Raw genomic sequence first — 26,288 nt, 5'->3', positions numbered from 1 at the left:
ATACTCCTTTATATTCAATATTTATTATTGTATAATATTATAACAAAATCTGTTTTTTGGAAAAGTCACATGCGAGGTATTAACAAAATAATTGTCTTTTAATTTTAACATAAATTGTACATAAAAAATGTATGAGAAAACAGAAAACACGGCAGTGTTTTCTCGTCGGTTTTGCTTACTTTTGCCAAAAGTAAGGCCCCTTTGATTGCAATCAAAGGCGGGGGATTAAAAAAGTTTTTAGGTTATCTTATATTGCCTTACAACTTGCCGATAGTTATTTATTTTATCCATCATATAATCAATTTCTTGCTGAGAATATTTATCTAGACTTTTTCCTTTGGGAATGTAATACCTAATTAAGCGGTGCATATTTTCTATTGAACCTTTTTGTCATGAACTATATGGTTGGCATTTAAATAGTCTTTCAGTTGGAATTACCTGGTGCAATAAGACATTTTCACTACCATTATCAACTGTTAAAGTTTTAATGTCTAAGTTATGTTTCTTGATTAGTTTGACAAGAGTTTGTTTGATAGCTTTGGAGTTGCGTTTTGAGAGCATAGCATAAGACATTCTGGTTTGCCGTTCAATTATGGTCACAATACAATATGTATCATTGATTTTGCCAATAACGGTGTCTAATTCAAAATGACCATGTTCCAAGCGATCATTAATATAAGCTGGACGTTTTGAAATTTCTGTAGCATATTTTAATGTTTTAGGTTTGGTTTGCTTCTTCTTCCTTATGCCATATTTTCCTTCAGATTTTTTAACAATGTGGTCAAATTCAAGGAAATAAGGGTATTTTTTGATTATTTTATAAATTGAACTAGGTGAAGGAGCAAATTCATCAGGGGATAATTTTTTAAAAGAATTCACAAGATAGGTAACTGATTTCTTAACTTCTTTTTGCTGCAAATTCTTTTTATTTCTATTTTTATTGTATGTATTAAGCTCACTATACCAATATTTTCTGTAGGCCTTTCATTTCTCTTTAATTGTATCACTTACAAAAAAGAGTCTCGAAAACGAATAGCCTAATAAATGTTCATATAGTTTGCTAAAATTAAGGGTTTTAACACGCATTACTCTTTTTGAACACTTAGGACAAACATAGCGATTTTGTTTATCTAAACTAAGTGGTCTGCGATTTGTAATAATTTTAATTTTGCTTTTTATACTTCGAATGTCTCTATCAAAAATCTTGGCTACTTCTTGGATTGAGAAGCCTTCAGAAAGTTCTTGTAAAATATTATAAAGTTCCTCTAGATCGATTTGATCTGATCGTAATTTTCGATGCGACTCAAGAGCTCCTTGCATTTTCAAGATAGTATTGTAATTCTCTTCAATTTTAAAATGTTGATATTTATTCTCTTTGCGATATTTATCAAAAACACAAATATATTTTTCTAAATTTTTCATATAATTTTAAGGTCTCCTTATAATTTTTAAAATTTTATTAATACAACTATTTTATTACAAGGCAGACAAAAAACAATGTCACATGCAAAAATCTTGCATGTGACATTTCCAATTAATAAATTATTATTCAAACCAAAAATTAGATCTTATAAGATTTTTTACCTAACTTAGCATAAAAATGCTATAATATTAATAGATATATGGAGGTTAATTATGTATAAATATAAGGCTAGACTATTATCAAATGGTGAAATTGTTGCCAAATCAAATACATTAGAAGAATTAGAAGGATTAATCAAAGGCTTTCGCCGTGGTCAAAAACATGGTGAACATACCCAAGGTAACGTAAAAATTGAAATTATTCATATTGAGCGTGACCACCTTAGAGGTGAAAATTACTCTAAGGAAGTACTTATTAAAGTAGTTTAAAAATTTTTCTTACCAAGATTTTGCAAAAATCTTGGTTTTTTACATTTAAGGAGATTATTATGCAAAAAGTTTTAGTTATTAATGCAGGAAGTAGCTCAATTAAAATGAGTTTATTTAATAAAGATTCACTTGATTTAATTGCAAGTGGATTAGTTGAAAGAATCACATTGCCTATAGGTAATTTAAGTTTGAAATATAATGGTCAAAAATTTGAAAAAGAAGCACAGATGCCAAATCACCATAAGGCTGTTGAATTATTATATGAATTAATGCAAGAAGCTAATTTAATTAAAGATAAAAGTGAAATTGAGTTTATTGGATTTCGGATTGTGCAAGGCGGTGATGAAGTAAAAACAACTGCTAAGGTTGATGAAAATTTAATTAAAATTATCGATAAATATGCAAGCTATGCACCATTACATAACCCTGGTGCTTTGCAAGCTATTCATGCTTTTAAAGATATTTTTCCAAAAGCAAAACTATCAGCTGATTTTGATACCGCCTTCCACACCACAATTGATCCAGTGAATTACACTTACCCAATTAAAAAAGAATTAGCAAAAGAATTAAATATTAAAAAATATGGTGCTCATGGAATTAGCCATGAATATATTACCCAAAAATTACAAGATATTTTAGGTAAACCAAAGGTGACTTTTATTAACTTACACCTTGGTAATGGTGCAAGTTTATGTGCAATTAAAGATTCACAATCCTTTGATACTAGCATGGGACTTACCCCGCTAGCTGGTATTATGATGGGAACTCGTAGCGGTGATATTGATCCTTCAATTCACCAATATGTGATGAAATCAAAAGGAATTTGTATTGATACATTTACCAATATTTTAAATAAAGAATCAGGTCTTTTAGGAGTATCGGGAGTTTCAAGTGATATGCGCGATATTAGATCTGCTGCCGAGCAAGGTAATCAAGATGCAATTTTTGCACTTGATTTATATGCTCAAAAAATTGCGGATTATTGTGCGATTTACTTTAATAAACTTGGTGGCAGCATTGATAGCATAGTTTTTACAGCTGGAATTGGTGAGAATGTGGCTATGATTCGTGAGAAAATTATTAATAAATTACATTTTAAAACCTTAGAATTATGTAGCAAGGCAAATAATGGAAATATTGAAGATTTTGCCTTAATTTCAACACAATTTAGTCAAATCCCAATTTATGTAATTAGAACTAATGAAGAATTAGTTATTGCACAAAATGCTTTAAAAATTTATAGTAAATAAAATGGGAGTTAAAAAAGCATTATATGCTGGCAGTTTTGATCCTTTTCATCAAGGACATAAAGAAATACTACAAAAAGCTTTAAAGCTTTTTGATCAAGTATTTCTTTTAGTTGCCCAAAATCCAAAAAAAGAGAAAAATGATATAATAAAGAATATTAACTATATTAAATACCAAACTAAAGAATTTAAAAATTTAGTTGTTTTAAACCCGTATCCCCAAATCTTAAGCGCACAGCTTGCCCAAGATTTGGGAATTAAATATTTAATTAGATCAGCACGGCAAAATTTAGACTATAATTATGAAATTGAATTAGCCAGTCAAAATAAATCTATTAACCCAGAATTAGAAACAATTTTAATTATTCCAGATCATGAATACATAAAATATTCATCTAGTGAACTAAAATTAATTAAGGAGCAAAATGTTTAAATTTGTTAAATCAGCAACAAGTCCTAGTAATTATTATCAGCATCAAAACTATGAAATAGCTTTTTGGGGCCGCTCTAATGTAGGCAAAAGTAGTTTAATTAATGCAATTGTTTTTAATAAAAAGATGGCTAGGGTGTCTAAAACTCCAGGTCGCACACAATTAATTAATTTTTTTGAAAATAATCATGGGGCTGTGCTTGTGGATTTACCTGGTTATGGCTATGCTAAAATTTCAATTGAGCAATCAAAACAAATGATGCTAATGGTGGAGAATTATTTAGAAACTAGGGAAAATTTAAAATGTGTTTATTTATTAATTGATTCGCGCCATGGAATTTTAAAAAATGACGCACAAGTAATTAAATATTTATTAAATATTAATATGCCTTTTGTGCTTGTTTATACTAAAAGCGATAAATTAAGACAAAAGGATTATCAAAACTTGCTTAAATCAATTAAGCAAGTTAACTTAGAATATGCTAATTTTACTTATTTCATTGTCTCAGCTGAAAAACACAAAGGAATTAATGAATTAATTGAAAATATTAATCAAACATTATTAGGAGTATAAGATGGCAAAACTAAACTATCGTAAAGTAATATTATTTGGATCAGGACTATTTGTGCTATTTAGTTCAATCCCACTCTTAGCCACAAAACTGAAAGATACGAAAGTTTTTAAACAAGTAACATATGATGATCAAGTTACTTTGTTAAAAGAAGAATTAGGGCAATTTAAATTAGAGGTTGGTAACTTTGATAAAACAATTGTTTATGCTAGTAAGTATGCAAGTAGCCCAATGTATTTACAATCTTCTGTTAATACCCCACGAGGAGATACAAACTTTTGGGCCAATCAATTGGTTCTAAAAAAACAATTAATTACTAGTGATTTAAACCAAGAGAAATTATTTGGTTTAAATCATGCTAAAGGTCGCTTACTTAATTTCTATCAAGATAAATATAATTTATCATTTTATTCATATGCTAATGATTTAACTGGTACTTTATATTTAAAACTCATTTTAAATCCAAAAGGTAGTAAAACGTTAAATACCCAAGTTGAATATATTTATAAATTGGATGGTTTTAAACCTTATGATGAAGTTTCATATAGCCAAGGTATGTTTATTAAAGAAGTGTTACTAAAAGAAGATGTGTTACAAAGCGAATATCCTACTTTAGCTGATTTTGAAGCAGCTTATAATAATGTTAAAGCAAATACCGCTGAAAAAATAAGCTTTTATACTAAAGTATTTAGTTACTATGGTTCATCAAGTTCATCAATGGTTATTCCTAGTTCAATTGAACTTAGTTTTGATCATGAAAAAAATACCATCTTATTTACTTCAAAACTAAGAGCCATTATTAATGAAGCTAAAGAAGATGACTTAAGTTATTTAAATACCAAAGATACCAATATTAGTGCTTCATATACTTTAAAATATCCAACTAAAGCTCAAGAATAAGATAAAACCTGCCTTTAAGGCAGGTTTTTGCTAAGCTTTAATTAATGAGTAAAGTTTAATACTTGAATCAAAATTTTGAGATGCTTTAAGGTTTGTTAATTCAATTAAAACAATAATTTTAGTAATACTTGCACCTTGTGATTCAACTAATTTAATCATTGCGTCAATGGTTCCACCAGTTGCTAAAACATCGTCGATAATTGCGATTTTTTGGCCTGGTTTTATGTGGTTGGCTTGGATTTGTAATGTATTTTGTCCATATTCTAAATCATACTTTTGGGAAATCACTTCTCCAGGTAATTTATTTGGTTTACGGACCATTAAAAATGGTTTATTTGCAGCATATGCAGCGGGGGTTCCAAATAAAAAACCGCGAGCATCAGGAGAGATAATTACATCAACATCATCAAGATAACTAGCCATTAAATCGATGCTTGCTTTAAAAGCCCTAGCATTTGCTAATAAAGGGGCTACATCTTTAAAAATAATGCCTGGTTTTGGGAAATTTGGAACATCTTTAATATATTTTTCTAAATTCATTTTATGTCTTAATTAATACGTACATCTTCAAAAAATTCAAGCACATCATCTTCTGCAATGTCATTGAAATTTTTAATATGAGTACCAAAATCTTTTCCTTTAATTACTTCTTTAACATCATTTAATTCACGGCGTAAGCTCTCAATTACTCCTTCGTGAATTAAATTACCTTTGCGGTATACTTTAACTTTTGCATTCATTTTTACTGTACCTGAGTCTACTAAACAACCGGCAATATGTCCCACTTTTGAATAGTAAAAGACTTTAATAATGTGAGCACTAGCAATTTTACGTTCTTCATAAATTGGAGCTCTTTGTCCTTCTAATAAACTTTGGCAATCTTCAATAATTTTGTAAATAACATTATGTTCAATTAAACTAATCCCTTGCGAAGCAGCATTTTGCTTTACTGTGGTTGGGGTTTTTAAGTTAAAAACAAAAATGATTGCATTTGAGGCTTGGGAAAGTAAAAGGTCATTTCCATTAACGTGCCCAGCACTAGCTGAAATAACTTTAATAATGGCATCATCATTTTCAAGTGAGTTAACTTGTCCTTTTAAAGCTTCAGCAGTTCCGTGCACATCACTTTTAATTAAAATGTTAATAACTTTTTTACCTTCGGCATTTGTAGCAGCTATGCTTTTATCATGTAAAAAGTTCATTTTATCAGCGAAGGCTTTTTCGTTGGCTAGTTTCTTGGCAAATTTTTCATCGTTAAAACCGACAAATTTATCACCAGCATCAGGAGCATAATTTAGACCTGTAATAATAGCTGGAGAACCAGGAACTACTTTGTCAAGTGCTTCGCCTTGGGCATCTGCTAAAGTTCGAATTCTTCCGTATTTTGAACCAGCAACGATGAAGTCTCCTTTGATTAAGGTTCCATTTTCAACAATAATAGTTGAAACAACACCAGAACCTTTATCAATTCTTGATTCAATAATAGTTCCAATTGGATAACGATTTGGATTGGCTTTTAAATCCATAATATCAGCTAAGAGCATAATTGCATCAAATAAATCAGTGATTCCATCTCCATTTAAAGCCGATCCATAGACAATTTGGGTATCTCCACCATATTCTTCAATTACTACATCATTTTCAGCTAACTCACCTTTTAAACGATCTAAATCTTTATTAGGTTTATCCATTTTGTTAACAAAGACAATGATTGGAACATTTGCAGCTTTTGCATGGATAATAGCTTCTTTAGTCTGACGCATCACTCCATCATCAGCTGCTACAACTAAAATAATAATATCAGTTACTTTGGCACCTCTTGCTCTCATCTTGGTAAAAGCTTCATGACCAGGAGTATCTAAAAAGGTTATTTTGCTATTTTTATGTGAAATTTGGTAAGCACCAGTATGCTGGGTAATACCACTAGATTCAGTAGAAACAATATTTGAATTTCTAATTTTATCAATTAATGTTGTTTTACCATGGTCAACATGGCCCATGATTGTAATAATTGGGTATCTTTTTTCAAGATCATCTTGGTGATCTTGAAATAATACTTCATCAAGGAAATTAGTTCCATCGATATTAGTTGCTTTTTGGAAGTCAAAGCCATTGTCAATACACAATTCAGCAATTTCATCTTCATCAAGAATTTGGTTTAAATTATACATTTTACCTTTTAGGAAGAATTTTTTAATAATATCATTAGCATTAAGTTTGGTACTTTGGGCAAAGTCTATAATTGACATTTTTCCGGTAAATACAAAAACACCATCTTTAAGCTCAGTTTTTGTATTTTGTAATTGTTCTTTAATGTCACTGACATTACTTATTCTGGTTTGTTTTTTGCTCATATTAACTCCTTTAACTGGGTTTCTAAAACTTGATATTGATCCATTGATATGTTAGACCTTAAAGAGCGATTAAAGGCTCTTTTTTTGATAATTAATTTTCAATTTTCTTGCGTTGGAAGAAAATAGCAGCCTCGTCCCTTAAGATTTTTATTTCAATCAATTACAAGTGTATTAGTGGTTTTTTGATAATCAAATCTTACAAGATCTTGTACTGGAAGAATTTGATTTGTTGCAATACATTTTCTCGTTAATATTTTATCAATTTTCATCTTCTAAATCACCAAAGTCAAGATTTTCAGATAATCCATAACTAGCTAAATCACTATCAACTTTGAAATCTTTAATTCCTTTATAAACTTGTACAAGGTTTTTTGATTTTTTAGGATTTTCATTAACAGGTTCTGAAGTTGTTTTTGATTCATTATTTTCAAAGCTTTCATCATCAAAAACTTCATTTTCATCTGCAAATGAAGGGTTGAAAATGTACTCTCATTGCTCTTCATCACACGTAGCCATTAAATCTTCATATGACTCAATACTTTGGTCTGAATCTTTCATTTCATTAGTTAGATTATAAAACAGTTTGTTGATATCATCGTTTTTAGGACTTTGAGTTTTTGTTTTTCTGGCAGGTTTATCTTGTTCAGGGGTGTTTAAAGTATTATCAATAAATGTTTGTAAATCATCACTAAAATTACTCAAGGCAAGTTTCATTTCTTTAACATCCAATAATTCTTGAGCTTGTGAACGTTTGCCAAGTTTTGGCTTTGTTGCTTTAAATAATTGTTTATCTAATAATTTATTTGATTGTGTTTCTTTAAGTTTTTCTTTATTATATGGTAAATTAAGTTCGTTGGCTTGTTGAATACTTTTTACTTTAATTTTAATACCGGTTAATTTTGAGGCTAATTCAATATTAATTCCATCTTTACCAATTGCTCTAGTTATATCTTCATCTTTAACAATTGCAAATGCTGCCCTATGATCCTTGGTTACTAAAATATCAACTGGGACAACAGGCGAAAGCGAATTAGAAATAAATTCTTTTTTATTATTTGAATAACGAATAATGTCAATTGATTCACCAATTGCCTTTGAAGCATCATTGATTCTTTGGGCATTTTGCCCAAAGATTGAACCAATAATATCAAAATCAAACTTACGTTCTGGATTTACACGCACGGCTACTTTTGATCTAATTCCGTATTTTCGTCTGATTCTAACAATTTCTAGATCACCACGTTGTATTTCAACAATTGCTTTAGTTAAAGTGTCTTTAATTTCATTTTTATCAAGCATAGTTACTTCAAGCGGAGTAGCAGTTTTTTCTAAGTTAACTTTTTCTAAGATAACTCTGATATCAGCTCCAGGGTTTAAAGTTTTACGGGGTGGTGTTTTTTTCTTTGGTAATAAAGCACGAAATGCTTCATTATTGTAGAAGATATCAATATCATATTCATGTTTTAAAGTGGTATTAACTTTAGCAAAGAATTTTTCACCAATTTTATTGCCAAATAATTCTTTTACACGTGATCTTTCTAATAAACGAGATTCTTGTTTAAAACCACTTAAAATAGCTTTACGTGATCTTTCTCCGAGATCATCAAACTTAAATTCAATTTCTATTTCACTACCTGGTTGATAATTAGCACGTTTGTCTTCAGGAACTTGCGAAAGCAAAAAATCAATAAAGTAAATATTTTTATCTTCATCTTGTTCAAAATTTGGATTAGTAAGATCATCAATAACTTTACCTTTTAAATTAATAATTCTGGCAATTGAATTCTCATGATCTACTCTGATCTCAATTTGTGCATCAGGATCGTATGATTTATTAATCGCACGTTGAATTTCAGTTTGGAAGATTTGCACAATATCTTCAAATGGCAGTTTTTTATGTGCTGAACTCACTTTTAAAAGTTCATAAAAAACTCCTTGATGGCTTTTATTTACTGGGGCTCCTTTAGTATCTTTTTTAATTCTAGGCATAATATCTCCTTTAAAATTTTATATATTTTTCAATTTTATTAATTTGATTTAGGTTAATTTGGATTTTACGAATATTACCTTTTTGGTTTCATTGCAATTTCAGAATATCTTGATTAATTTCTAATAATTTAGCAATTAAAATATCATGATCAGCAAAAGGTTTTTTTAAGAAGATTTTAAGATCTTGATTTATATAATTAGGCAATTTTGCAAAATCAAGCTCAATTGCTTCACCTTTAGATAAAACTTCAAGATAATAATTATCACTAAATCAGTTTTGTGTATCTAAATACTCACTGATTGCTTTGGATATTTCTTGAACTTTATCTAAATCATTATAATCAACGGTTACTTCTAATGTTTGGCCAAATGTATTTGTGATTTTAGCACCTAAAATAACTTCTCCAAATTGCTCTGTTAAGATTTTTTTATAATCCATGTTACCTCCTTTTAATAGAAAGAGTTGCTAGCGCAACTCTTTCAAAAATATATCTTGATTTAGTCACTTATATTATAACATTTCGAAATGAAATTTAAATTAAATTTACATTATTCTTTGTTAGCAAATTTACCTAAGATACTGTTAATACGTTCACTAGTTGGCATAGCTACTAAATAAGTTCCAGCTACAACAGCATCAGCTCCTGCTTTTAAACATAAAGGACCAGTTTCTGAGTTAATTCCCCCATCCACTTGAATTAAATAATCATAAGAATGTTGAATTCTTAATAAACGTAATTCTTTAATTTTATCTACAGAACTTTCGATAAATTTCTGACCACCTTTACCTGGTTCTACTGACATAACTAAAACTAATGATAATTTTTTTAAAAATGGTTTTATTTGCTCAACAGTTGTATTTGGCTTAATTGCTAAACCAATTTTTAATTCTTGGTTGTTTTTATTTAAAAATGCTTGAAATTTATCTAGATCATTTTGAATTGCTTCAAAATGAAAGGTGAAGATATCAACTTGGTCTTTGAGGTATTCTAAATAATCATAAGGATTTAAAACCATTAAATGAGCATCCTTAAAATGTTTTAAACCTTGCTGGTTAATTTGTTTAATTTCATCTACTGAAATAGCAGTATTAGGTACAAATTTTCCATCCATTATGTCATAATGGATTCATTTAATACCATTATTAATTAAAGTATTAGCCATATTTAATCTTTGGTCAATTTCTACATTTAATAAACTTGGGGTTACATATTTTTTCATTTTAGCTCCTATTTTTGATTTGTTAATTCATCTTGTAATTTAAGATAATTTTGGTAACGAAAGAAAGGAATTATTTTCTGCAAAGCAGCTAGTTTAATTGCACAGCTATCATCTGGTTCATTAACGTGCAAGCATGAGCGATATTTACAAGTTTTAGCTAAAGACTGAAATAATTCAAAGCTTTTGGCTAATTGATATTTATCTAAATCTAGTTTTAAAGCAGAAAAACCAGGAGTATCAATTAAAAAGCCATCTTGAAAATTAATGATTTGAATTTGTCTTGTGGTATGCTTACCTCTGCCTAAAGCCTTGGAAATACTTTGGGTTTCAAAATTAAGGTTAGTTAACTTGTTTAAAGTTGTGGTTTTACCAACCCCGCTTTGGCCCATGAAAGCACTAAATTTATCTTTAAAAATAAATTTATAAGAATTATCTATCTCTTGCGTATTGTCAATTAAATATACTTCATAGCCCATTTGTTGATATTGCATTTGTCATTCTTTTGCTTTGTGAATATCAAGATCCGCTTTAGTAATAAAAATAACTGGCTTAATATTTTTAAATTCTAAAATACTTAAATATTTATCAAGCAAAAAAGAACTAAATTCTGGCTCGTATACCGACATACAAATAATCATTTGGTCAATATTAGCAATATTCGGGCGAATCAAATAATTTTTACGCGGTAAAATTTCGGTGATTAAACCGCCTGAAATTTTGACATAATCACCAACTACTGGCGATAAATTTAAATACCTTAATTTACCAGCTGCTTTGATATTTTGTCGGTGCATTGTGTCTAAGTTTACTACTTTGTAAACTCCAGCTACTAAGGAAAAGATTTTTAATTTAGGAATCATAAATTGCAAAAGAAATTTATACTTAGTTTAAAACCAAATATAAATTTCATAATTTTTGTTTTTATTTAATACCTAATTCTAAATATAAGATTTGTTTAATTTCATTAGCGGCACGTTCTGGTGTATCATTAATCACTTTATATTTAAAAATATTAGCTTCTGCAAGTTCGATTTCAGCTTTTTTCAAACGATATTTTAAAGTATCTTTATTTTCTGAACCACGTTTAACAATACGTTTTTTTAAATCATTTACTGAAGGAGGTAAAATAAAAATAGTTATTAAGTTATACTTTGAATTTCATTCCTCTTTTTCAAATTTATTAATAATTTTTTTTACTCCATTAGTTTCAATTTCTAACAAGGGAACCATGTTTTTATCGTGAATTTTTGTTAATTCAGAATTTAAAGTTCCGTAATAGTTATTTAAGTGGTATGAAAATTCGATAAACTTGCGTCTTTTTAATAAATCACGAAATCGATCAACATCAATAAAATGGTAATGAATTCCATCAAGTTCACCAGGGCGGCGCTTTCTTGTTGTTGCCGAACAAGAAAGCGAAAGGTTTAATTCTTCAAATTCAAATAACAATCTTTCGATTGTACCTTTGCCCACCCCGCTAGGCCCTGATAGAATAATTATTGGTTTTTTCCTTGAATTCTTTTTTACCATCATATAGAAATTTTAACACAAGAATGAAATTTTGCCAAATATTTGTGTCATACTTAAAAAATAATATGTGTTAAAATATAAAAACAAGAAAGATAGATAAATATGTTTTTTAAATTTTACAAAGCAAAAGGTGATTATTCGAATAAACGAATTAGACAACTAGCAATGGAATTAAATGTCAAAAAAATTGGACATTTAGGTATTTTGGATCCATTAGCCCAAGGCTTAATGATTGTAGCTACTAATGAAGATACACGTTTATTGGAATATATTCAAAATAAAGATAAAGTGTATATTGCAAAAGCAAAATTATTTTGAGAAAGTGATACTTTAGATATAACCGGCAATTTAGTTCAAAAGCCAAGTAAAAATATTAGCGAAGAAGATTTAATTAAAGCAATAAACAAAGTAAGTAAATTTACAAGCCAAATTCCGCCTGTTTATAGTGCTAAAAAAATAAATGGCAAAAAAGCTTATGAATATGCAAGGGAAAATAAAGAAATAACATTGAAACCCCAACAAATTAATATTAATGAGCTTAAAATACTTTCATATTCAAAAGAGAACTGTGAATTTGAAATACTTGCTGATGTTTCACATGGAACATATATCCGCACTTTACTTTGTGATATTGCAAGTTTATTAAATACAACATGTGTTATGAGTGAATTAAAACGGCTTAGCATTGGTAAAATTCAACTAAATAATTTGCATCCAAATGAATATGAGCAAGTGAAAAATGATGAATTATTTAATTTATCAATTCATGAAGCGAATGAACCAGAATTAAAACTTTTATTAAATGGAGCTAGTTTTAAAGTAAATTTAGAAAATAAGAGTGAAATTTTTATTGTAAATCCTACAACAAACGAGATTTGTGCTGTAGGCTTAGTTAAAGAACAAGTGTTTTATCCTAAAAAAGTATTTTTAAAGAGGTGTATATGAAAAATTTAAAAGAAATTATTAAAGTTGCGGCTTTTGACATTGATGGAACATTATTGCCTAATGGTGATATTGTGTTTCCTGACAAAATTAAAAAAATGTTTCAAGAACTTAAAGATAATAATGTAGTCAGTGTTGTTGCTACGGCACGAGAATTTGCAACAATTGGTGATTTTTTAGAACAATTAGCACCAGTTGATTATTTTATTGGTGCTAATGGCTCATTTATTTGGGATGTTAAAGCCCAAAAATTTATTTATAAATCAACTATTGATAAAAAAGTTGTGTTAGATATTTATGACAAATTCCAAGATCAAGATGTGCAAATTTCGGTTACTGATTTTGATAAAGTTTACAAAAGTCCAAATATGAATTTAGATACATGGTTTATTAAGCCATTTAAAGATAATTATTTAGATTATCAAGATTGAATGTTGCAAAATACTGATTTATATGTAATTACTTTTGGAACTAATGAACCAGCTAAAGTTTCAAAGCAAGTTCAAGAATATATTGACCAAAATAATTTAGATGTTGAAATTGAATCAAGATGATCAAGAGGCTTTTGGGTAAGCCCGAAAAATGTAACTAAAAGTAACGCATTAAGAATTTTATGTGAGCATTTAGGTTTTAGCATGGATAATTTAATTGCCTTTGGTGATAGTTCAAATGACTATGAAATGCTCCGCGATGCTTTTTATGGTGTTGCGATGCAACGAGCTAATGAGAGGCTTAAAAGTGTCGCCAATGATATAGCTTTAGATTGCGAATATGATGGGGCATATTTAAAATTAAAAGAATTAAAAATTATATAAATGAATGATTTAGAAATTTATACTTTAGATAATTTTGAAACAAAAGAATCAGATAATTTTTTGCTTGGAAGTTTTGAATCTTTTCACCTAGGCCATTATCAACTTTATCAAGAAGCTTTAAAACATCCTGGCCGGATCATTTTAGTTACTTTTCAGCAAAATAGTTTCCACTTTAAAAATAAAGGGAAATATTTTCAAAGTAATCATGCTAACTATTTTAATCTAGTTCAATTAAACATAGATTGTGTAATTGAACTAGATTTTGCAAAAGTTAGAAGTTGTGCAGCTTTGGAATTTTTAAATAAATTAAGCAATAAAAAGTCAATCAAAGTATTTGTTGGGCAAGATTTTATTTTTGGTAGTGACCGACTTCGCGCAACTGAATTAGATCTAAGCAATAATTCATTAATTGATTTGCAGATTGTTGAAATTTTTAAATTTAAAAATCAAAAAATTTCAACAAGTTTATTAAAAGAATCTTTAGAATTTGGTGATTTAGATTTAATTAATGATTTATTAGTTTATAACTTTACCATTGATGCAATTTATCATGAAACTAAGTTATTAGTTAATCAAAAACAACTTTTAATTCATCCAGGTATTTATTTAACGATTTTATATTTAGATGATTTAGCCTATTTATCTTTAACACTTGTGTCATTGCAAAAAGAACTATTTTGTTATTTATTATCATCTGAACTTAATTTACTCAAAGATTTAAAAGGGAAAAAATGTTATGTGGAATTTTTAACTAAGCAAAGATTAATTATTTCTAGTTCACAAGATCAACTTACCAAAGAAGACTACCAAGTTGCAAAAAATTATTTAGTTAATTTGAAAAATGCTTAAGTTATGATATAATAAGCAAGCTTAGTATAAGCAAAACAATAATTTTATTCTTGGTTATAACAGCAAAATAGAGTTATAACTAGGTTTAAAACATAATAGATTTATTTAATATATAAGGAGATATTATGGTTTCAAAAGCTAAAAAAGCTGAATTAGTTAAAAAATTCGGTAAAAACAATAAAGATACTGGTAATGTTTTAGTACAAATTGCAATTCTTACAGAAGATATTGAATTACTAAAACCACACTTTTCAAAAAATCCTAAGGACAATCACTCTCGTAGAGGGTTCTTAGCTAAAATTGCGCAACGTAAAGTATTATTAAAACACCTTAAAGAAGCAAACTTAGAAGAATACAACAAAATTACCGACGCATTAAATATCCGTAAGTAATTTATTAGTTAGGAGAATTAGAATATGGCAAGAAGATGTCAATTATCAGGTGTTGGACCTTTATCAGGAAATACTCGTTCACATGCTATGAATGCTTCAAAAAGAAAATTCAATGTTAACTTACAAAGAGTAAGAGTGACAATTGATGGTAGAAGAATGACTTTACGTGTTAGTGCAAAAACTCTTAAAACCTTAAAAACAAAAGGTTTAATATAATTAATAAACCAGCAAATTAATATTTGCTGGTTTATTTTATCTTTTTAAAAAATATGTTTTTCCTGTTTAGTCCTCTTCTTATCTTAGTGAAATTGTCAAGAATTTGATAATTTGGTCATTTTTAGACATGAGAAAATGGAGTATTAGTTCCTATAACTTTTTTATTAAGCAACCAACATATTCATTGGGTTTAAATTAATATATATATAACAAAAATATAAAGTTAAAATTTACCATATTATAATGGTTATATTTAAATAATGTACAAAAACCATAATTAATTATCTTATATAAATATAATATATATTATTGTGTTATATTATGGGTCGCTTGGTTTTATAACAATTCAATGAATTATTTTATTTTTTAAATATCACTAAAAAAACAACCCAACAAAAAAATAAAAAAATATTTTGGTTTTTATTTTTTTGTACTATAATTATCTTGCGCTTTTTGAAAAAGCAGCATGAAGTTCTTTGAAAACTAGATATACACACAAAACATGACAGTCAATTTTTTCGAGAGTTTGATCCTGGCTCAGGATGAACGCTGGCTGTGTGCCTAATACATGCATGTCGAGCGGAGTTCTTTTAGAACTTAGCGGCGAATGGGTGAGTAACACGTACTTAATATACCTCTTAGATTGGGATAACGGTGAGAAATTATCGCTAATACCGGATACTTATATAGTTCGCATGAATTATATATAAAAGGAGCCTTAAAGCTTCACTAAGAGATTGGGGTGCGGAACATTAGCTAGTTGGTAAGGTAATGGCTTACCAAGGCGATGATGTTTAGCGGGGTTGAGAGACTGATCCGCCACACTGGGACTGAGATACGGCCCAGACTCCTACGGGAGGCAGCAGTAGGGAATTTTCCACAATGGACGAAAGTCTGATGGAGCGACACAGCGTGCAGGATGACGGCCTTCGGGTTGTAAACTGCTGTTATAAGGGAAGAAAAAGCATTAGAGGAAATGCTAGTGCCTTGACGGTACCTTGTCAGAAAGCAACGGCTAACTATGTGCCAGCAGCCGCGGTAATACATAGGTTGCAAGCGTTATCCGGAATTATTGGGCGTAAAGCGTCTGTAGGTTGTATGTTAAGTCTGGCGTGAAAACTTGGGGCTCAACCCCAAATTGCGTTGGATACTGGCATGCTAGAATTGTGTAGAGGTTAGCGGAATTCCTAGTGAAGCGGTGAAATGCGTAGATATTAGGAAGAACACCAATTTGGCGAAGGCAGCTAACTGGGCACATATTGACACTGAGAGACGAAAGCGTGGGGAGCAAACAGGATTAGATACCCTGGTAGTCCACGCTGTAAACGATGATGATTAGCTGATAGAAAATCTATTGGCGCAGCTAACGCATTAAATCATCCGCCTGAGTAGTATGCTCGCAAGAGTGAAACTTAAAGGAATTGACGGGGATCCGCACAAGCGGTGGAGCATGTGGTTTAATTTGAAGATACGCGTAGAACCTTACCCACTCTTGACATCTTCTGCAAAGCTATAGAGATATAGTGGAGGCTAACAGAATGACAGATGGTGCATGGTTGTCGTCAGCTCGTGTCGTGAGATGTTCGGTTAAGTCCTGCAACGAGCGCAACCCTTATCCTTAGTTAATTTTCTAGGGAGACTGCCCGAGTAATTGGGAGGAAGGTGGGGACGACGTCAAATCATCATGCCTCTTACGAGTGGGGCAACACACGTGCTACAATGGATAGTACAAAGAGACGCAAAATGGTGACATCAAGCAAATCTCAAAAAACTATTCTCAGTTCGGATTGTAGTCTGCAACTCGACTACATGAAGTCGGAATCGCTAGTAATCGTAGATCAGCTACGCTACGGTGAATACGTTCTCGGGTCTTGTACACACCGCCCGTCACACCATGGGAGCTGGTAATGCCCGAAGTCGGTTTTGTTAACTACGGAGACAACTGCCTAAGGCAGGGCCGGTGACTGGGGTGAAGTCGTAACAAGGTATCCCTACGAGAACGTGGGGATGGATTACCTCCTTTCTACGGAGTACATTAAGTTACAATTCATTTTAGTAACAATTACCAATTTATGATATGGTTATCATTTCTTATTTAATGTCATGGTTGAGATAACCCAACATGTATATCTAGTTTTGAGAGAACTTCTCTCATTTTGTTCTTTGAAAACTGAATAGTAAAGATAAATTAATATAACAACGACATCAAAAAATAAATTAGTCAATTTGTTTTGGATAACCGAGTAATTATTTTATGAATAATTTATTAAAATGTCTTTGAATACATCAACAACAATAGGTAAATATTGAACTTTTAAATAAGTAAGAGTGAGTGGTGGATGCCTTGGGTCTGGAAGTCGATGAAGGACGTGATTACCTGCGATAAGCCTCGTGGAGCTGGATATGAGCTACGATACGGGGATTTCCGAATGGGGAAACCTAGTTAGAGTAATGTCTAACTGCTTCAAGATGAATAAAATAGTCTTGATTGCGAGACACGTTGTGAACTGAAACATCTTAGTAGCAACAGGAAAAGAAAATAAAATATGATTCCATTAGTAGCGGCGAGCGAAAGTGGAAGAGCCCAAACCACCTTAGGGTGGGGTTGTAGGACTATCTACATAAAGTTACAAATTTTTGTTATAGCAGAAAAAGTTGGGAAACTTTAGCATAGAGGGTGATACTCCCGTATGCGAAATAGCAAAAACTTTTGATAGCATCCTGAGTAGGGCGGGGCACGTGAAACCCTGTCTGAATCTGCCGGGACCATCCGGTAAGGCTAAATACTAACCAGACACCGATAGTGAACTAGTACCGTGAGGGAAAGGTGAAAAGAACCCCGGGAGGGGAGTGAAATAGATTCTGAAACCACTTACTTACAATTAGTCAGAGGCCGTTAATGGCTGATGGCGTACATCTTGCAGTATGGACCGGCGAGTTATGTTAACATGCGAGGTTAAGCGGAAAAAAGCGGAGCCGTAGAGAAATCGAGTCTTAATAGGGCGTTTAGTATGTTGACATATACCCGAAACCAGGTGATCTATTCATGAGCAGGCTGAAGCTTGGGTAATACCAAGTGGAGGGCCGAACCGTAGTACGCTGAAAAGTGCCCGGATGACTTGTGAATAGCGGAGAAATTCCAATCGAACTTGGAGATAGCTGGTTCTCCTCGAAATAGCTTTAGGGCTAGCGTGTGATGTTAAACTTTGGTGGTAGAGCACTGAATATGGAATGGCCGCGCCTAGCGGTACTGACTATAATCAAACTCCGAATACCATTGTGTATTGTCATGCAGTCGGAACCGGGGTGCTAACGTCCCGGCTCGCGAGGGCAACAACCCAGATCGTCGGCTAAGGTCCCAAAATTATGTTAAGTCAGAAAGGTTGTGAGATTTCATAAACAACTAGGAGGTTGGCTTAGAAGCAGCCACCCTTTAAAGAGTGCGTAATAGCTCACTAGTCAAGAGATCTTGCGCCAATAATGTAACGGGAGTAAAACATAATACCGAAGCCACGGGTACGAAAGTACGTTAGAGGAGCGTTCTTAATGCAACGAAGTCAGACCGTGAGGACTGGTGGAGCGTTAAGAAGTGAGAATGCCGGTATGAGTAACGATTCGTAGTGAGAATCTACGACGCCTATTGGGAAAGGTTTCCTGGGGAAGGTTCGTCCACCCAGGGTTAGTCAGGACCTAAGGAGAGGCTGAAAAGCGTATCTGATGGATAACAGGTTAATATTCCTGTACTGCCTTGTTATAGTGATGGAGTGACGGAGAAGGATAACACTACCTATTAATGGATTTAGGGGTAAGTAGTGACTGGTGAATATAGTTAAATGCGTATTCTACAACCGGGAGCTACGATGCATAAGGCTTTGGCCTGAATTGTGTGATTTCATACTTCCAAGAAAAGCTTCTAAACGTTTAAATAACAGGGTACCTGTACCGAGAACGGACACACGTTCCCAAGATGAGTATTCTAAGGCGAGCGAGAAAACCAATGTTAAGGAACTCTGCAAATTAACCCCGTAAGTTCGCGATAAGGGGTGCCAACATTAAACCGTTGGCCACAGTAAATTGTGAGGGGCAACTGTTTATCAAAAACACAGCTCTCTGCTAAACCGCAAGGTGATGTATAGGGGGTGAAGCCTGCCCAGTGCCCGAAGGTTAAGTGGATGCGTTAGCTTAATGCGAAGCGTTGAAATGAAGCCCGGGTGAACGGCGGCCGTAACTATAACGGTCCTAAGGTAGCGAAATTCCTTGTCGGCTAAATACTGACCTGCACGAAAGGCGTAATGATCTCTCAACTGTCTCAACATTGGACTCGGTGAAATTATGGTCCCAGTGAAAACGCTGGGTACCCGCATCAAGACGAAAAGACCCCATGGAGCTTTACTACAACTTCGTATTGAAACTTGGCCTAACATGTGTAGGATAGGTGGGAGACAGTGAGATCAAGGCGCTAGCCTTGAAGGAGTCGACCTTGAAATACCACCCTTGGTATGTTGAGTTTCTAACCTGCCGCCGTTATCCGGCGGGGAGACAGTGCGTGGTGGGTAGTTTGACTGGGGCGGTCGCCTCCTAAAAGGTAACGGAGGCGTTCAAAGGTACACTCAATACGGTCAGAAACCGTATGTAGAGCGCAAAGGTAGAAGTGTGCTTGACTGCGAGACCTACAAGTCGAGCAGGTGCGAAAGCAGGACTTAGTGATCCGGCTGTACGTCATGGAACGGCAGTCGCTCAACGGATAAAAGTTACCCTGGGGATAACAGGCTTATCTTGCCCAAGAGATCACATCGACGGCAAGGTTTGGCACCTCGATGTCGGCTCATCGCATCCTGGAGCTGGAGTCGGTTCCAAGGGTTTGGCTGTTCGCCAATTAAAGCGGTACGCGAGCTGGGTTCAGAACGTCGTGAGACAGTTCGGTCCCTATCTGATGTGGGCGTTGGAATATTGATGAGAGCTGCTCTTAGTACGAGAGGACCGGAGTGGACGTACCGCTGGTGTTCCAGTTGTTCCGCCAGGAGCATAGCTGGGTAGCTAAGTACGGAAGGGATAACCGCTGAAAGCATCTAAGTGGGAAGCCTCCTCAAAGATAAGTATTCCCTTGAAATTCCTTGTAGACTACGAGGTTGATAGGATGGAAGTGTAAGTGTAGTAATACATTCAGCTGACCATTACTAATAAATTGATAGGTTTAAAAGTTAAATGTATTCATGACATTTTAATAAATTACTTTACTGTTCAGTTTTCAGAGAATAAGTAAAAACTCCCCAGAGGGGAGTTTTTTGTTAAAAGGTTAAAAAGTTAATTTGTTTGTTAAACTAAAATATTTTATTAAATGGACTAACATATTTAGTATATAGGATCATCCTTAAATTAATTTTAGTTTTTTAATTTTTTATTAATTTTAAAATTATGTAAAGACTATTTAATTCTATTGTGTTTTTCTTAGAAATGAATGGTATGTAAAATTCTTTATAAAATGTAAGCAAGATATAGTGAAAGTATAAGTGAATTAATTTATTTAATAAATTATAATAAAATATTGTGTTTAATTTTAAATTATGTAATCTAAATATAAAATTACTATCAAAGATATATATATATATATATATATCTTTTTACGATTTTATCTTTCTAAATATTTATTATAATTAATATGTGCACTTTTATAAGAAAACAAGCTGCACAAATTAAAACTTATAAAATACACAAGGGGGGACAACTAAATGTTATCAAAAGTTAAAAAATCGCTACTAATGATTTTAGGGTCAGTAGCATTTACAGGCGCAACTTTAATTCCAAATACTAAAGTAGCAAAGCAAAATACAACTAATAGTTATTGATATAATAACTTAAATAATACAAAATTTGAAATTAGGGATCAATTAATTATTAAGGAATGATCACCAAATGGAGAGTTAATTAACAAACCAGTTAATAATGATTTTGAACTTAAATTATTGTTAAATCCAGGTTTTGAAACTGATAATGAGGATTTTATTCGAAAATTTAACAATGATTTTATTAATAAGGTTACAAATAGTAACCTAGTATTTTCAGAATCAAGTAGTAGCAGAATAATGCCAATTGTACTATTCTACTTTAAAACTGAATCTGATAGAGAATTATTTGTAAATCACATTAAGAACTGACGTGAAATTTATAAAATAATCATATATAAAAATCAAGATATTAACCAAGGAGTTTGAGGCAACGATCCTGGATTCGATTATTACCGTAGAGCATATTCTCATTTAAATATAGCACCAAATAAAAACCTAAATAATTTTAAACAATCTGTCGAAAAAAATGTGGGCATAATAAAAGCTGATGTTGGTTTTTTAGATAAAAGAGTTGGAAAAATAGGGGTTTTAGAAGTTGGAAAGAAAAATTTGATGATAAATACAAAGAATTTTTTAGAGGTGGAATTAAAATTAACCAAGATCTTGTTTTAGAACCTAATTCTACAATTGATGAACATGGGATTATGGTTTCAATGATAGCAGGTAGCCAATTTGGAGTAGATAGATCATCTTCTGTCTATTTATCAAAATTCTTAAAGCATAAAGACTGGCAAGAAGCAATTGAAAAAATGATAATTGATGATGGTGTAAGAATTATTAATCATAGCTATGGACCAAATTACAATGGTAATAAGACAAATTACTATAAACTTTATGAAGATGAGGCATATTATTTAGACTATATTTCAAGAAAATACGGTGTTATTAATTTTATTTCAGCAGGAAACGATGGAAATAAAACCGACCATCAAATTACAAAAAGTAAACTATCTTTTAATTCTATTATAGTTGGTTCCTTAGATAAAAATGCAAGTGAATATAATTTAAAAACTAATAAAGTTATTAATACTTCAAATTATAAGTTAAATACTCAATATGAAAACCTAGCAAAACCACTTGTAGTAGCGCCAGGATTTTATAATAATATTTTTTACCAAAAATGAGTTAAAGATAGCCATGAAATTATTAATGGCACAAGTTTCTCAACGCCACTGGTAGCTGGCCTAGTATCTAATTTCTTAAAAAAGTATCCTGAAATTAACAAAACAGAATTAAGAGTACCCATTATAAAAGCAATTTTATCTGCATCTGCTGTTACCCCCCAGTTATCAGAATTGCAATATAAATCTAGTGGATATGAACAAAAATACGGGGCCGGAACACCAGATGGTATAAAAATGCATGAGGCAGCTAGAAACTATAGAACAATTAGCATTAAACCAACTAAAGAAACTGGAACAGTTTTTACAAGCAATGAGATCTTTTTGAATATAAACCAAACAATAAAAGTATCAAGTTCATGAACCTTTAACGCTGGTGTACTAAAAAATATTCCTAGCTGAGAAAGTTATCAAACAAATTATAATTGGTGAACTGGGCATAGCAATTTACCTGGCTCATCAAATACCGATGAAGAAGAAATAAGAAAATTTTGAAATAAAATTCATGACAAAGAATTTTGGCCAAAATTTAATGAAACCATTAAGTATTAAGGTCATAGATGGTTTACTGATTATGATTTATTCCTTGAGTACAAAGAGTCAAATGGTAAATGGGTTGAAATAAAAAGGGTGTCTACTGTTGCATCTAATGATGAGTTAATCGAACACAAAGCAACAAAAGGAGGTCTGTATAGATATGTAATAAAAAAATACTCATCATCAGAATATACTAATTCTGTTGATGACTTAGTCGCAGTAACCCATGTGGTAAGAAATGAAAATAATTAAAAAATTATTAATAGGTGTGCCTGCCTTTGCATTACCTTTTGCAACAATTGCTTGCTCTAAAACAGAAGATCCTGATAATATCCTAAAAAAGTTTGGGAATTTATTGGATGAAGGTATTAAAATTTATTGAAAATTTTCCAGTCAATTTGATAAAATATCAAAAGAAGGATATTTAAAAGTTTCTACAACCCCTGAAAATCAAACAAAAATTGAAGAAAAAAATGGTTATTTGTATACATATAAATTCTTTGATCATATAACAAAACCAGTTTATAATAAATATGGTTTAAAACTTGTAAAAATATCTACAAAAGAAGAATTTGAGAATTTAATAATAAAAAGATATCAAGATTTACATACTTTGGAAGACTATAAACCGACGTCTGCGCAAGTAATATCTGCATTTGAAAAAGCTTTTTTAAATTATGCGAACGTTTATCAGCAACTTGAAAATAATGATATTTATATATTAACTGCAGGCAGAAGTGGAACGTTTTCAGAAATTATCATACCTTTTGTATCAGATAATACTGTTGAGTTAAAAATCATTAATAACCATTTAACTTTAACTGTTGATGAAAGAGTATTTACAGAACAGTTATGAAAAGTTTTTACATTACCAAAAAGAGAAAAATTTACTCTTAGTATGACTCCTGATTTTACTTTTGGAAGTACAGACTTAGACAAACTCCAAGAAGAAGTTAATATCCTTAAAAGTTATTATAATAATGAATTCCAGAAATCGTATAAAAAAGAATAATAATATAAACAGTAATCAATGTTCGGCAATGGAAGGCCGAATATTTTCATATTTATTTAATTATTTTTTATAGTATTAATGATCTTACTTTAACCTAAGTTTTTATTTCAATGTGTGCTAATTTCTAATATATTTAATATAACCAATAAATGCATTTACTATTTATAAATAATGAAAGAGCGATATTAAAGTTTAAAATTTTTATTAATTACATTAATATTGTTATTACTACAAAATTATAATATATGCTATAAACTTACCAATTAATTGAGTTTACTAATAATAAATATAAATTATTTTATAAATAATTTATACCATATTTTAGTTAAATATGCTCTATTTAGGCAAGATTCATATATAGACTTAAATATTTGTAATTCAGTCGCTTTTATTTTGTTATTTTAATATTTCGAAAATATCTGTAGAATAACTACTTTTTTGAACTACATTTTTAATTTTTTGCCCAGACTGTTGGGGTTAATCATTTTTTTATTTTTTGATTTATATTATGATGCTTTTGTTACAAAAAAAAGATAACGAAAAAACAAAGAAAAAAAATTTTTTTCTTCTTTGGCAACTAAATTGGAAAATTTATATATTTTTTGATGTTTTTACTGTCTAAAAAATTAAGACATAATTATGCATATTGTTAAATTAACTATAAAATTTCAAAATGAAGCAAAAAGATTTTTAACCCCCCGCCCTTGATTGCAATCAAGGGGGCCTTACTTTTGAAAAAGTAAGCAAAACTTCCAGAAAACACGTGCCCGTGTTTTCTATTTTTATTATTTTCTTTTTTATTAAAAAATATTAAAATTAATATGCATCAATTTTTATTTCATCATTGATGCTTCTGTGTAATGTTCGAAGTATCTCTAAATACTCAGCCATAATCTTATTGGCTTCAAGGTTATTTCCTTGTGCATTCACAGAGACACTATTAAACTTTGAGATGTATAATTCAAGAGTTTTAAAAAATGAGTTTGTTTTCTTATGGATAAATGCTAGTTTTCCAACGGCAGGGATAGAATAATCTAAACCTTTCTCAAGAGCTCACATTTCTGTAAAGCTTAGATATTTTCCATTAGGTTCTTTGGCAAAGTATTTTTTTCCATTATATTTAAAATACAAATTATCATCAGAACAATGTACTAACACAACATCAGAATTATAAGGAAATATAATCCTTTTGTCATGCATATCGAAAGCTGCAAGGTTTTTACCTTGGTATCTAACAACACCATTTAAAACTTTTCTATTAATCTCTAAATCAACGGCTCAATTGCCGTTTTTCTTTCCTTCTTTTTGAAAGACATTATGTTTAGAAATTATTTTTTTATTCCTCGTGTTGTAATAATTTTGAAATACTTCGTTATTTTGCTTTAAATCATTAATATCTTTATATCCGTTTTCATGAATTAATAATGGGTATTGATCTAATGATGTTCTAAAAGATCTCTCAACGTGAGGTTTATGTTTGGGATTAGATGAACTGAGTACTTCTATTCCTTTTTTATTTAAATCTTTTTCAAAAATTGTTTGTGCGTTTTCGTTTCCCCAAAAAGTTCTTCTTTTATCAGTATAAATTTTCTTTGGAAATCCATATTTCTTAAATACTATTTCTAACAGTCTTTGATATCCTAATGTTGTTTCTTGTTCTTCAAATCATGCTGCTAATAATGTTCCAGTAGCAACATCAATTGCATGATAAAGATAGAATGGTTTATTATTTTTTAAATATGGTTCAAGCTGAGCATCGATTTCAACAATTTCACCAAATTCTAAATTTTTCTTTAGACCCAAAACTTGTCTTTGTTTTTCATTTTGTTTAATTTGTTTATAATATTTTTTTAATAGCAATGTTGTCTCTTGTGAAGTTTTCTTCTTTGATATTTTTGCTATTTTTCTTCCTCTTTTGGTTGTATGTATATTAAATAATCCTAATTGGTTGAATCTTCTTACCAAAGTTTTGTAAGAAATTTTTTGCCTTATAAAAGAACCATATTCTGAATAATAATAACTTTTAAACGAAAGTTGGTTATTTGTTAGAACGCTATTTAAAATAATTTCACATGTTTTTAAATAATCTTTAAACACTAATTCAATTTCTGAATCGGTAACTTTGCAACTTCTTTGTTGATTTTTATTTTTATGACTGATGTTAATTTCTTGATTACTTTTTATTATTTTTTTATATCTTTTTACAGTTGATACACTAAGGTTTGTGATTAAACTAAGTTGAGATAAAGATTTTTCAATATTTGTAGCAATTAATATGAGAGATTGCTGCTTTTTTAGTTCGTAGTTTGTTAAGTTTTTGTACTTATCTATGTTATGTTTGATTCTCATAAATAATTTATACCATATTTTAATTAAATTAGTTCACTTTCGGTGGGATTTATATATGGACCTAAATAGTTGTCATTGGACAGTCGCTTTTATTTTGTTATTTTAATATTTCGAA

The 26,288-nt window shown here is 30.8% G+C and carries 24 protein-coding genes and 2 rRNA genes; 16 read left to right on the top strand and 10 right to left on the bottom strand.

Annotated elements, in window-relative coordinates:
• Positions 1–237: 237 nt before the first annotated feature.
• A complete protein-coding gene (locus AC0B4K_RS04010; protein ID WP_465103780.1) occupies positions 238–1,422 on the bottom strand; it encodes an IS30 family transposase in 1,185 nt (394 codons plus the stop codon).
• A 213-nt stretch (positions 1,423–1,635) separates the two neighbouring features.
• Between AC0B4K_RS04010 and AC0B4K_RS04005 the strand changes: the two genes are divergently transcribed.
• The 5 genes from AC0B4K_RS04005 to AC0B4K_RS03985 are packed head-to-tail and all read left to right on the top strand — an operon-like array spanning position 1,636 to position 5,000.
• The gene (locus AC0B4K_RS04005) at positions 1,636–1,851 is read left to right on the top strand and encodes an MAG6790 family protein (protein WP_465101906.1); all 216 of its coding nucleotides are present in this window, start codon (positions 1,636–1,638) and stop codon (positions 1,849–1,851) included.
• 59 nt (positions 1,852–1,910) lie between these two features.
• Positions 1,911–3,101 carry an acetate/propionate family kinase gene (locus AC0B4K_RS04000; RefSeq protein WP_465103885.1) on the top strand — a complete coding sequence of 397 codons (1,191 nt, stop codon included), beginning with the start codon at positions 1,911–1,913 and terminating at the stop codon, positions 3,099–3,101.
• A gap of 1 nt (position 3,102) precedes the next feature.
• Positions 3,103–3,531 carry a pantetheine-phosphate adenylyltransferase gene (gene coaD, locus AC0B4K_RS03995; RefSeq protein WP_465103884.1) on the top strand — a complete coding sequence of 143 codons (429 nt, stop codon included), beginning with the start codon at positions 3,103–3,105 and terminating at the stop codon, positions 3,529–3,531.
• Positions 3,524–4,102, top strand: a complete 579-nt coding sequence (gene yihA / locus AC0B4K_RS03990; protein ID WP_465103883.1) for a ribosome biogenesis GTP-binding protein YihA/YsxC — start codon at positions 3,524–3,526, stop codon at positions 4,100–4,102. The genes coaD and yihA overlap by 8 nt, the downstream gene beginning before the upstream one ends.
• A 1-nt stretch (position 4,103) precedes the next feature.
• Positions 4,104–5,000, top strand: coding sequence for an MAG1430 family protein (locus AC0B4K_RS03985; RefSeq protein ID WP_465103882.1), 897 nt, complete (start codon positions 4,104–4,106; stop codon positions 4,998–5,000).
• 30 nt (positions 5,001–5,030) lie between these two features.
• On the opposite strand, the gene AC0B4K_RS03980 is transcribed toward AC0B4K_RS03985, so the two are convergent.
• From AC0B4K_RS03980 to gmk, 8 genes are all read right to left on the bottom strand, one after another.
• Complete coding sequence (locus AC0B4K_RS03980) at positions 5,031–5,540, bottom strand: adenine phosphoribosyltransferase (RefSeq protein ID WP_465103881.1); 510 nt, start codon at positions 5,538–5,540, stop codon at positions 5,031–5,033.
• Positions 5,541–5,548: 8 nt separating this feature from the next.
• Positions 5,549–7,354, bottom strand: coding sequence for a translation initiation factor IF-2 (gene infB, locus AC0B4K_RS03975; RefSeq protein WP_465103880.1), 1,806 nt, complete (start codon positions 7,352–7,354; stop codon positions 5,549–5,551).
• Positions 7,330–7,623, bottom strand: coding sequence for a YlxR family protein (locus AC0B4K_RS03970; protein WP_465101900.1), 294 nt, complete (start codon positions 7,621–7,623; stop codon positions 7,330–7,332). Before AC0B4K_RS03970 ends, infB begins: the two co-directional genes overlap by 25 nt.
• On the bottom strand, positions 7,610–9,343 hold the full coding sequence (locus AC0B4K_RS03965) for a NusA N-terminal domain-containing protein (RefSeq protein WP_465103879.1): 1,734 nt from the start codon (positions 9,341–9,343) through the stop codon (positions 7,610–7,612). The genes AC0B4K_RS03970 and AC0B4K_RS03965 overlap by 14 nt, the downstream gene beginning before the upstream one ends.
• Before the next feature lie 10 nt (positions 9,344–9,353).
• Positions 9,354–9,782 (bottom strand): LSm family protein, encoded by a 429-nt coding sequence (locus AC0B4K_RS03960; RefSeq protein ID WP_465103878.1) that lies wholly within the window; start codon positions 9,780–9,782, stop codon positions 9,354–9,356.
• Between the two features lie 110 nt (positions 9,783–9,892).
• Complete coding sequence (locus AC0B4K_RS03955; protein WP_465103877.1) at positions 9,893–10,564, bottom strand: ribulose-phosphate 3-epimerase; 672 nt, start codon at positions 10,562–10,564, stop codon at positions 9,893–9,895.
• Positions 10,565–10,572: 8 nt separating this feature from the next.
• On the bottom strand, positions 10,573–11,424 hold the full coding sequence (rsgA, locus tag AC0B4K_RS03950; RefSeq protein ID WP_465103992.1) for a ribosome small subunit-dependent GTPase A: 852 nt from the start codon (positions 11,422–11,424) through the stop codon (positions 10,573–10,575).
• A gap of 61 nt (positions 11,425–11,485) precedes the next feature.
• Positions 11,486–12,097: a guanylate kinase gene (gene gmk / locus AC0B4K_RS03945; protein ID WP_465103876.1), complete on the bottom strand. Its 612-nt coding sequence runs from the start codon at positions 12,095–12,097 to the stop codon at positions 11,486–11,488.
• Between the two features lie 99 nt (positions 12,098–12,196).
• Here gmk and truB point away from each other — a divergent pair, with 99 nt between their 5' ends.
• The 11 genes from truB to AC0B4K_RS03890 all read left to right on the top strand — a co-directional run bounded on the left by truB (position 12,197) and on the right by AC0B4K_RS03890 (position 23,824).
• Positions 12,197–13,048, top strand: a complete 852-nt coding sequence (gene truB, locus AC0B4K_RS03940; protein ID WP_465103875.1) for a tRNA pseudouridine(55) synthase TruB — start codon at positions 12,197–12,199, stop codon at positions 13,046–13,048.
• Complete coding sequence (locus AC0B4K_RS03935; RefSeq protein WP_465101893.1) at positions 13,036–13,851, top strand: YcsE-related riboflavin metabolism phosphatase; 816 nt, start codon at positions 13,036–13,038, stop codon at positions 13,849–13,851. The genes truB and AC0B4K_RS03935 overlap by 13 nt, the downstream gene beginning before the upstream one ends.
• Positions 13,852–14,700: an FAD synthase gene (locus tag AC0B4K_RS03930; RefSeq protein WP_465103874.1), complete on the top strand. Its 849-nt coding sequence runs from the start codon at positions 13,852–13,854 to the stop codon at positions 14,698–14,700.
• A gap of 125 nt (positions 14,701–14,825) precedes the next feature.
• Positions 14,826–15,092 carry a 30S ribosomal protein S15 gene (gene rpsO, locus AC0B4K_RS03925; RefSeq protein ID WP_465101891.1) on the top strand — a complete coding sequence of 89 codons (267 nt, stop codon included), beginning with the start codon at positions 14,826–14,828 and terminating at the stop codon, positions 15,090–15,092.
• Between the two features lie 24 nt (positions 15,093–15,116).
• Positions 15,117–15,308 carry a 50S ribosomal protein L28 gene (gene rpmB, locus AC0B4K_RS03920; protein WP_465101890.1) on the top strand — a complete coding sequence of 64 codons (192 nt, stop codon included), beginning with the start codon at positions 15,117–15,119 and terminating at the stop codon, positions 15,306–15,308.
• A gap of 514 nt (positions 15,309–15,822) precedes the next feature.
• Positions 15,823–17,331 (top strand): 16S ribosomal RNA (locus tag AC0B4K_RS03915).
• A 289-nt stretch (positions 17,332–17,620) separates the two neighbouring features.
• Positions 17,621–20,510: ribosomal RNA gene (locus AC0B4K_RS03910) — 23S ribosomal RNA — on the top strand.
• Together the 16S and 23S rRNA genes form the textbook arrangement of a ribosomal RNA operon.
• 527 nt (positions 20,511–21,037) lie before the next feature.
• Positions 21,038–21,766, top strand: a complete 729-nt coding sequence (locus tag AC0B4K_RS03905) for a hypothetical protein (RefSeq protein ID WP_465103873.1) — start codon at positions 21,038–21,040, stop codon at positions 21,764–21,766.
• Positions 21,739–22,827: a S8 family serine peptidase gene (locus AC0B4K_RS03900; protein ID WP_465103991.1), complete on the top strand. Its 1,089-nt coding sequence runs from the start codon at positions 21,739–21,741 to the stop codon at positions 22,825–22,827. Before AC0B4K_RS03905 ends, AC0B4K_RS03900 begins: the two co-directional genes overlap by 28 nt.
• Positions 22,828–22,905: 78 nt before the next feature.
• Entirely contained in the window at positions 22,906–23,064 is a 159-nt protein-coding gene (locus AC0B4K_RS03895) for a hypothetical protein (RefSeq protein ID WP_465103872.1), read from the top strand.
• Positions 23,051–23,824, top strand: a complete 774-nt coding sequence (locus AC0B4K_RS03890) for a hypothetical protein (protein ID WP_465103871.1) — start codon at positions 23,051–23,053, stop codon at positions 23,822–23,824. Before AC0B4K_RS03895 ends, AC0B4K_RS03890 begins: the two co-directional genes overlap by 14 nt.
• An 816-nt stretch (positions 23,825–24,640) precedes the next feature.
• Here the strand turns inward: AC0B4K_RS03890 and AC0B4K_RS03885 are convergent.
• Positions 24,641–26,173 carry a transposase family protein gene (locus tag AC0B4K_RS03885; RefSeq protein ID WP_465103870.1) on the bottom strand — a complete coding sequence of 511 codons (1,533 nt, stop codon included), beginning with the start codon at positions 26,171–26,173 and terminating at the stop codon, positions 24,641–24,643.
• Positions 26,174–26,288: the final 115 nt, after the last annotated feature.

The sequence above is a fragment of the Mycoplasma sp. 11548 genome (genome assembly GCF_055523555.1).
Note: the sequence above shows the minus strand (reverse complement) of the source record. Positions and strands in the feature narration are given on the sequence as shown.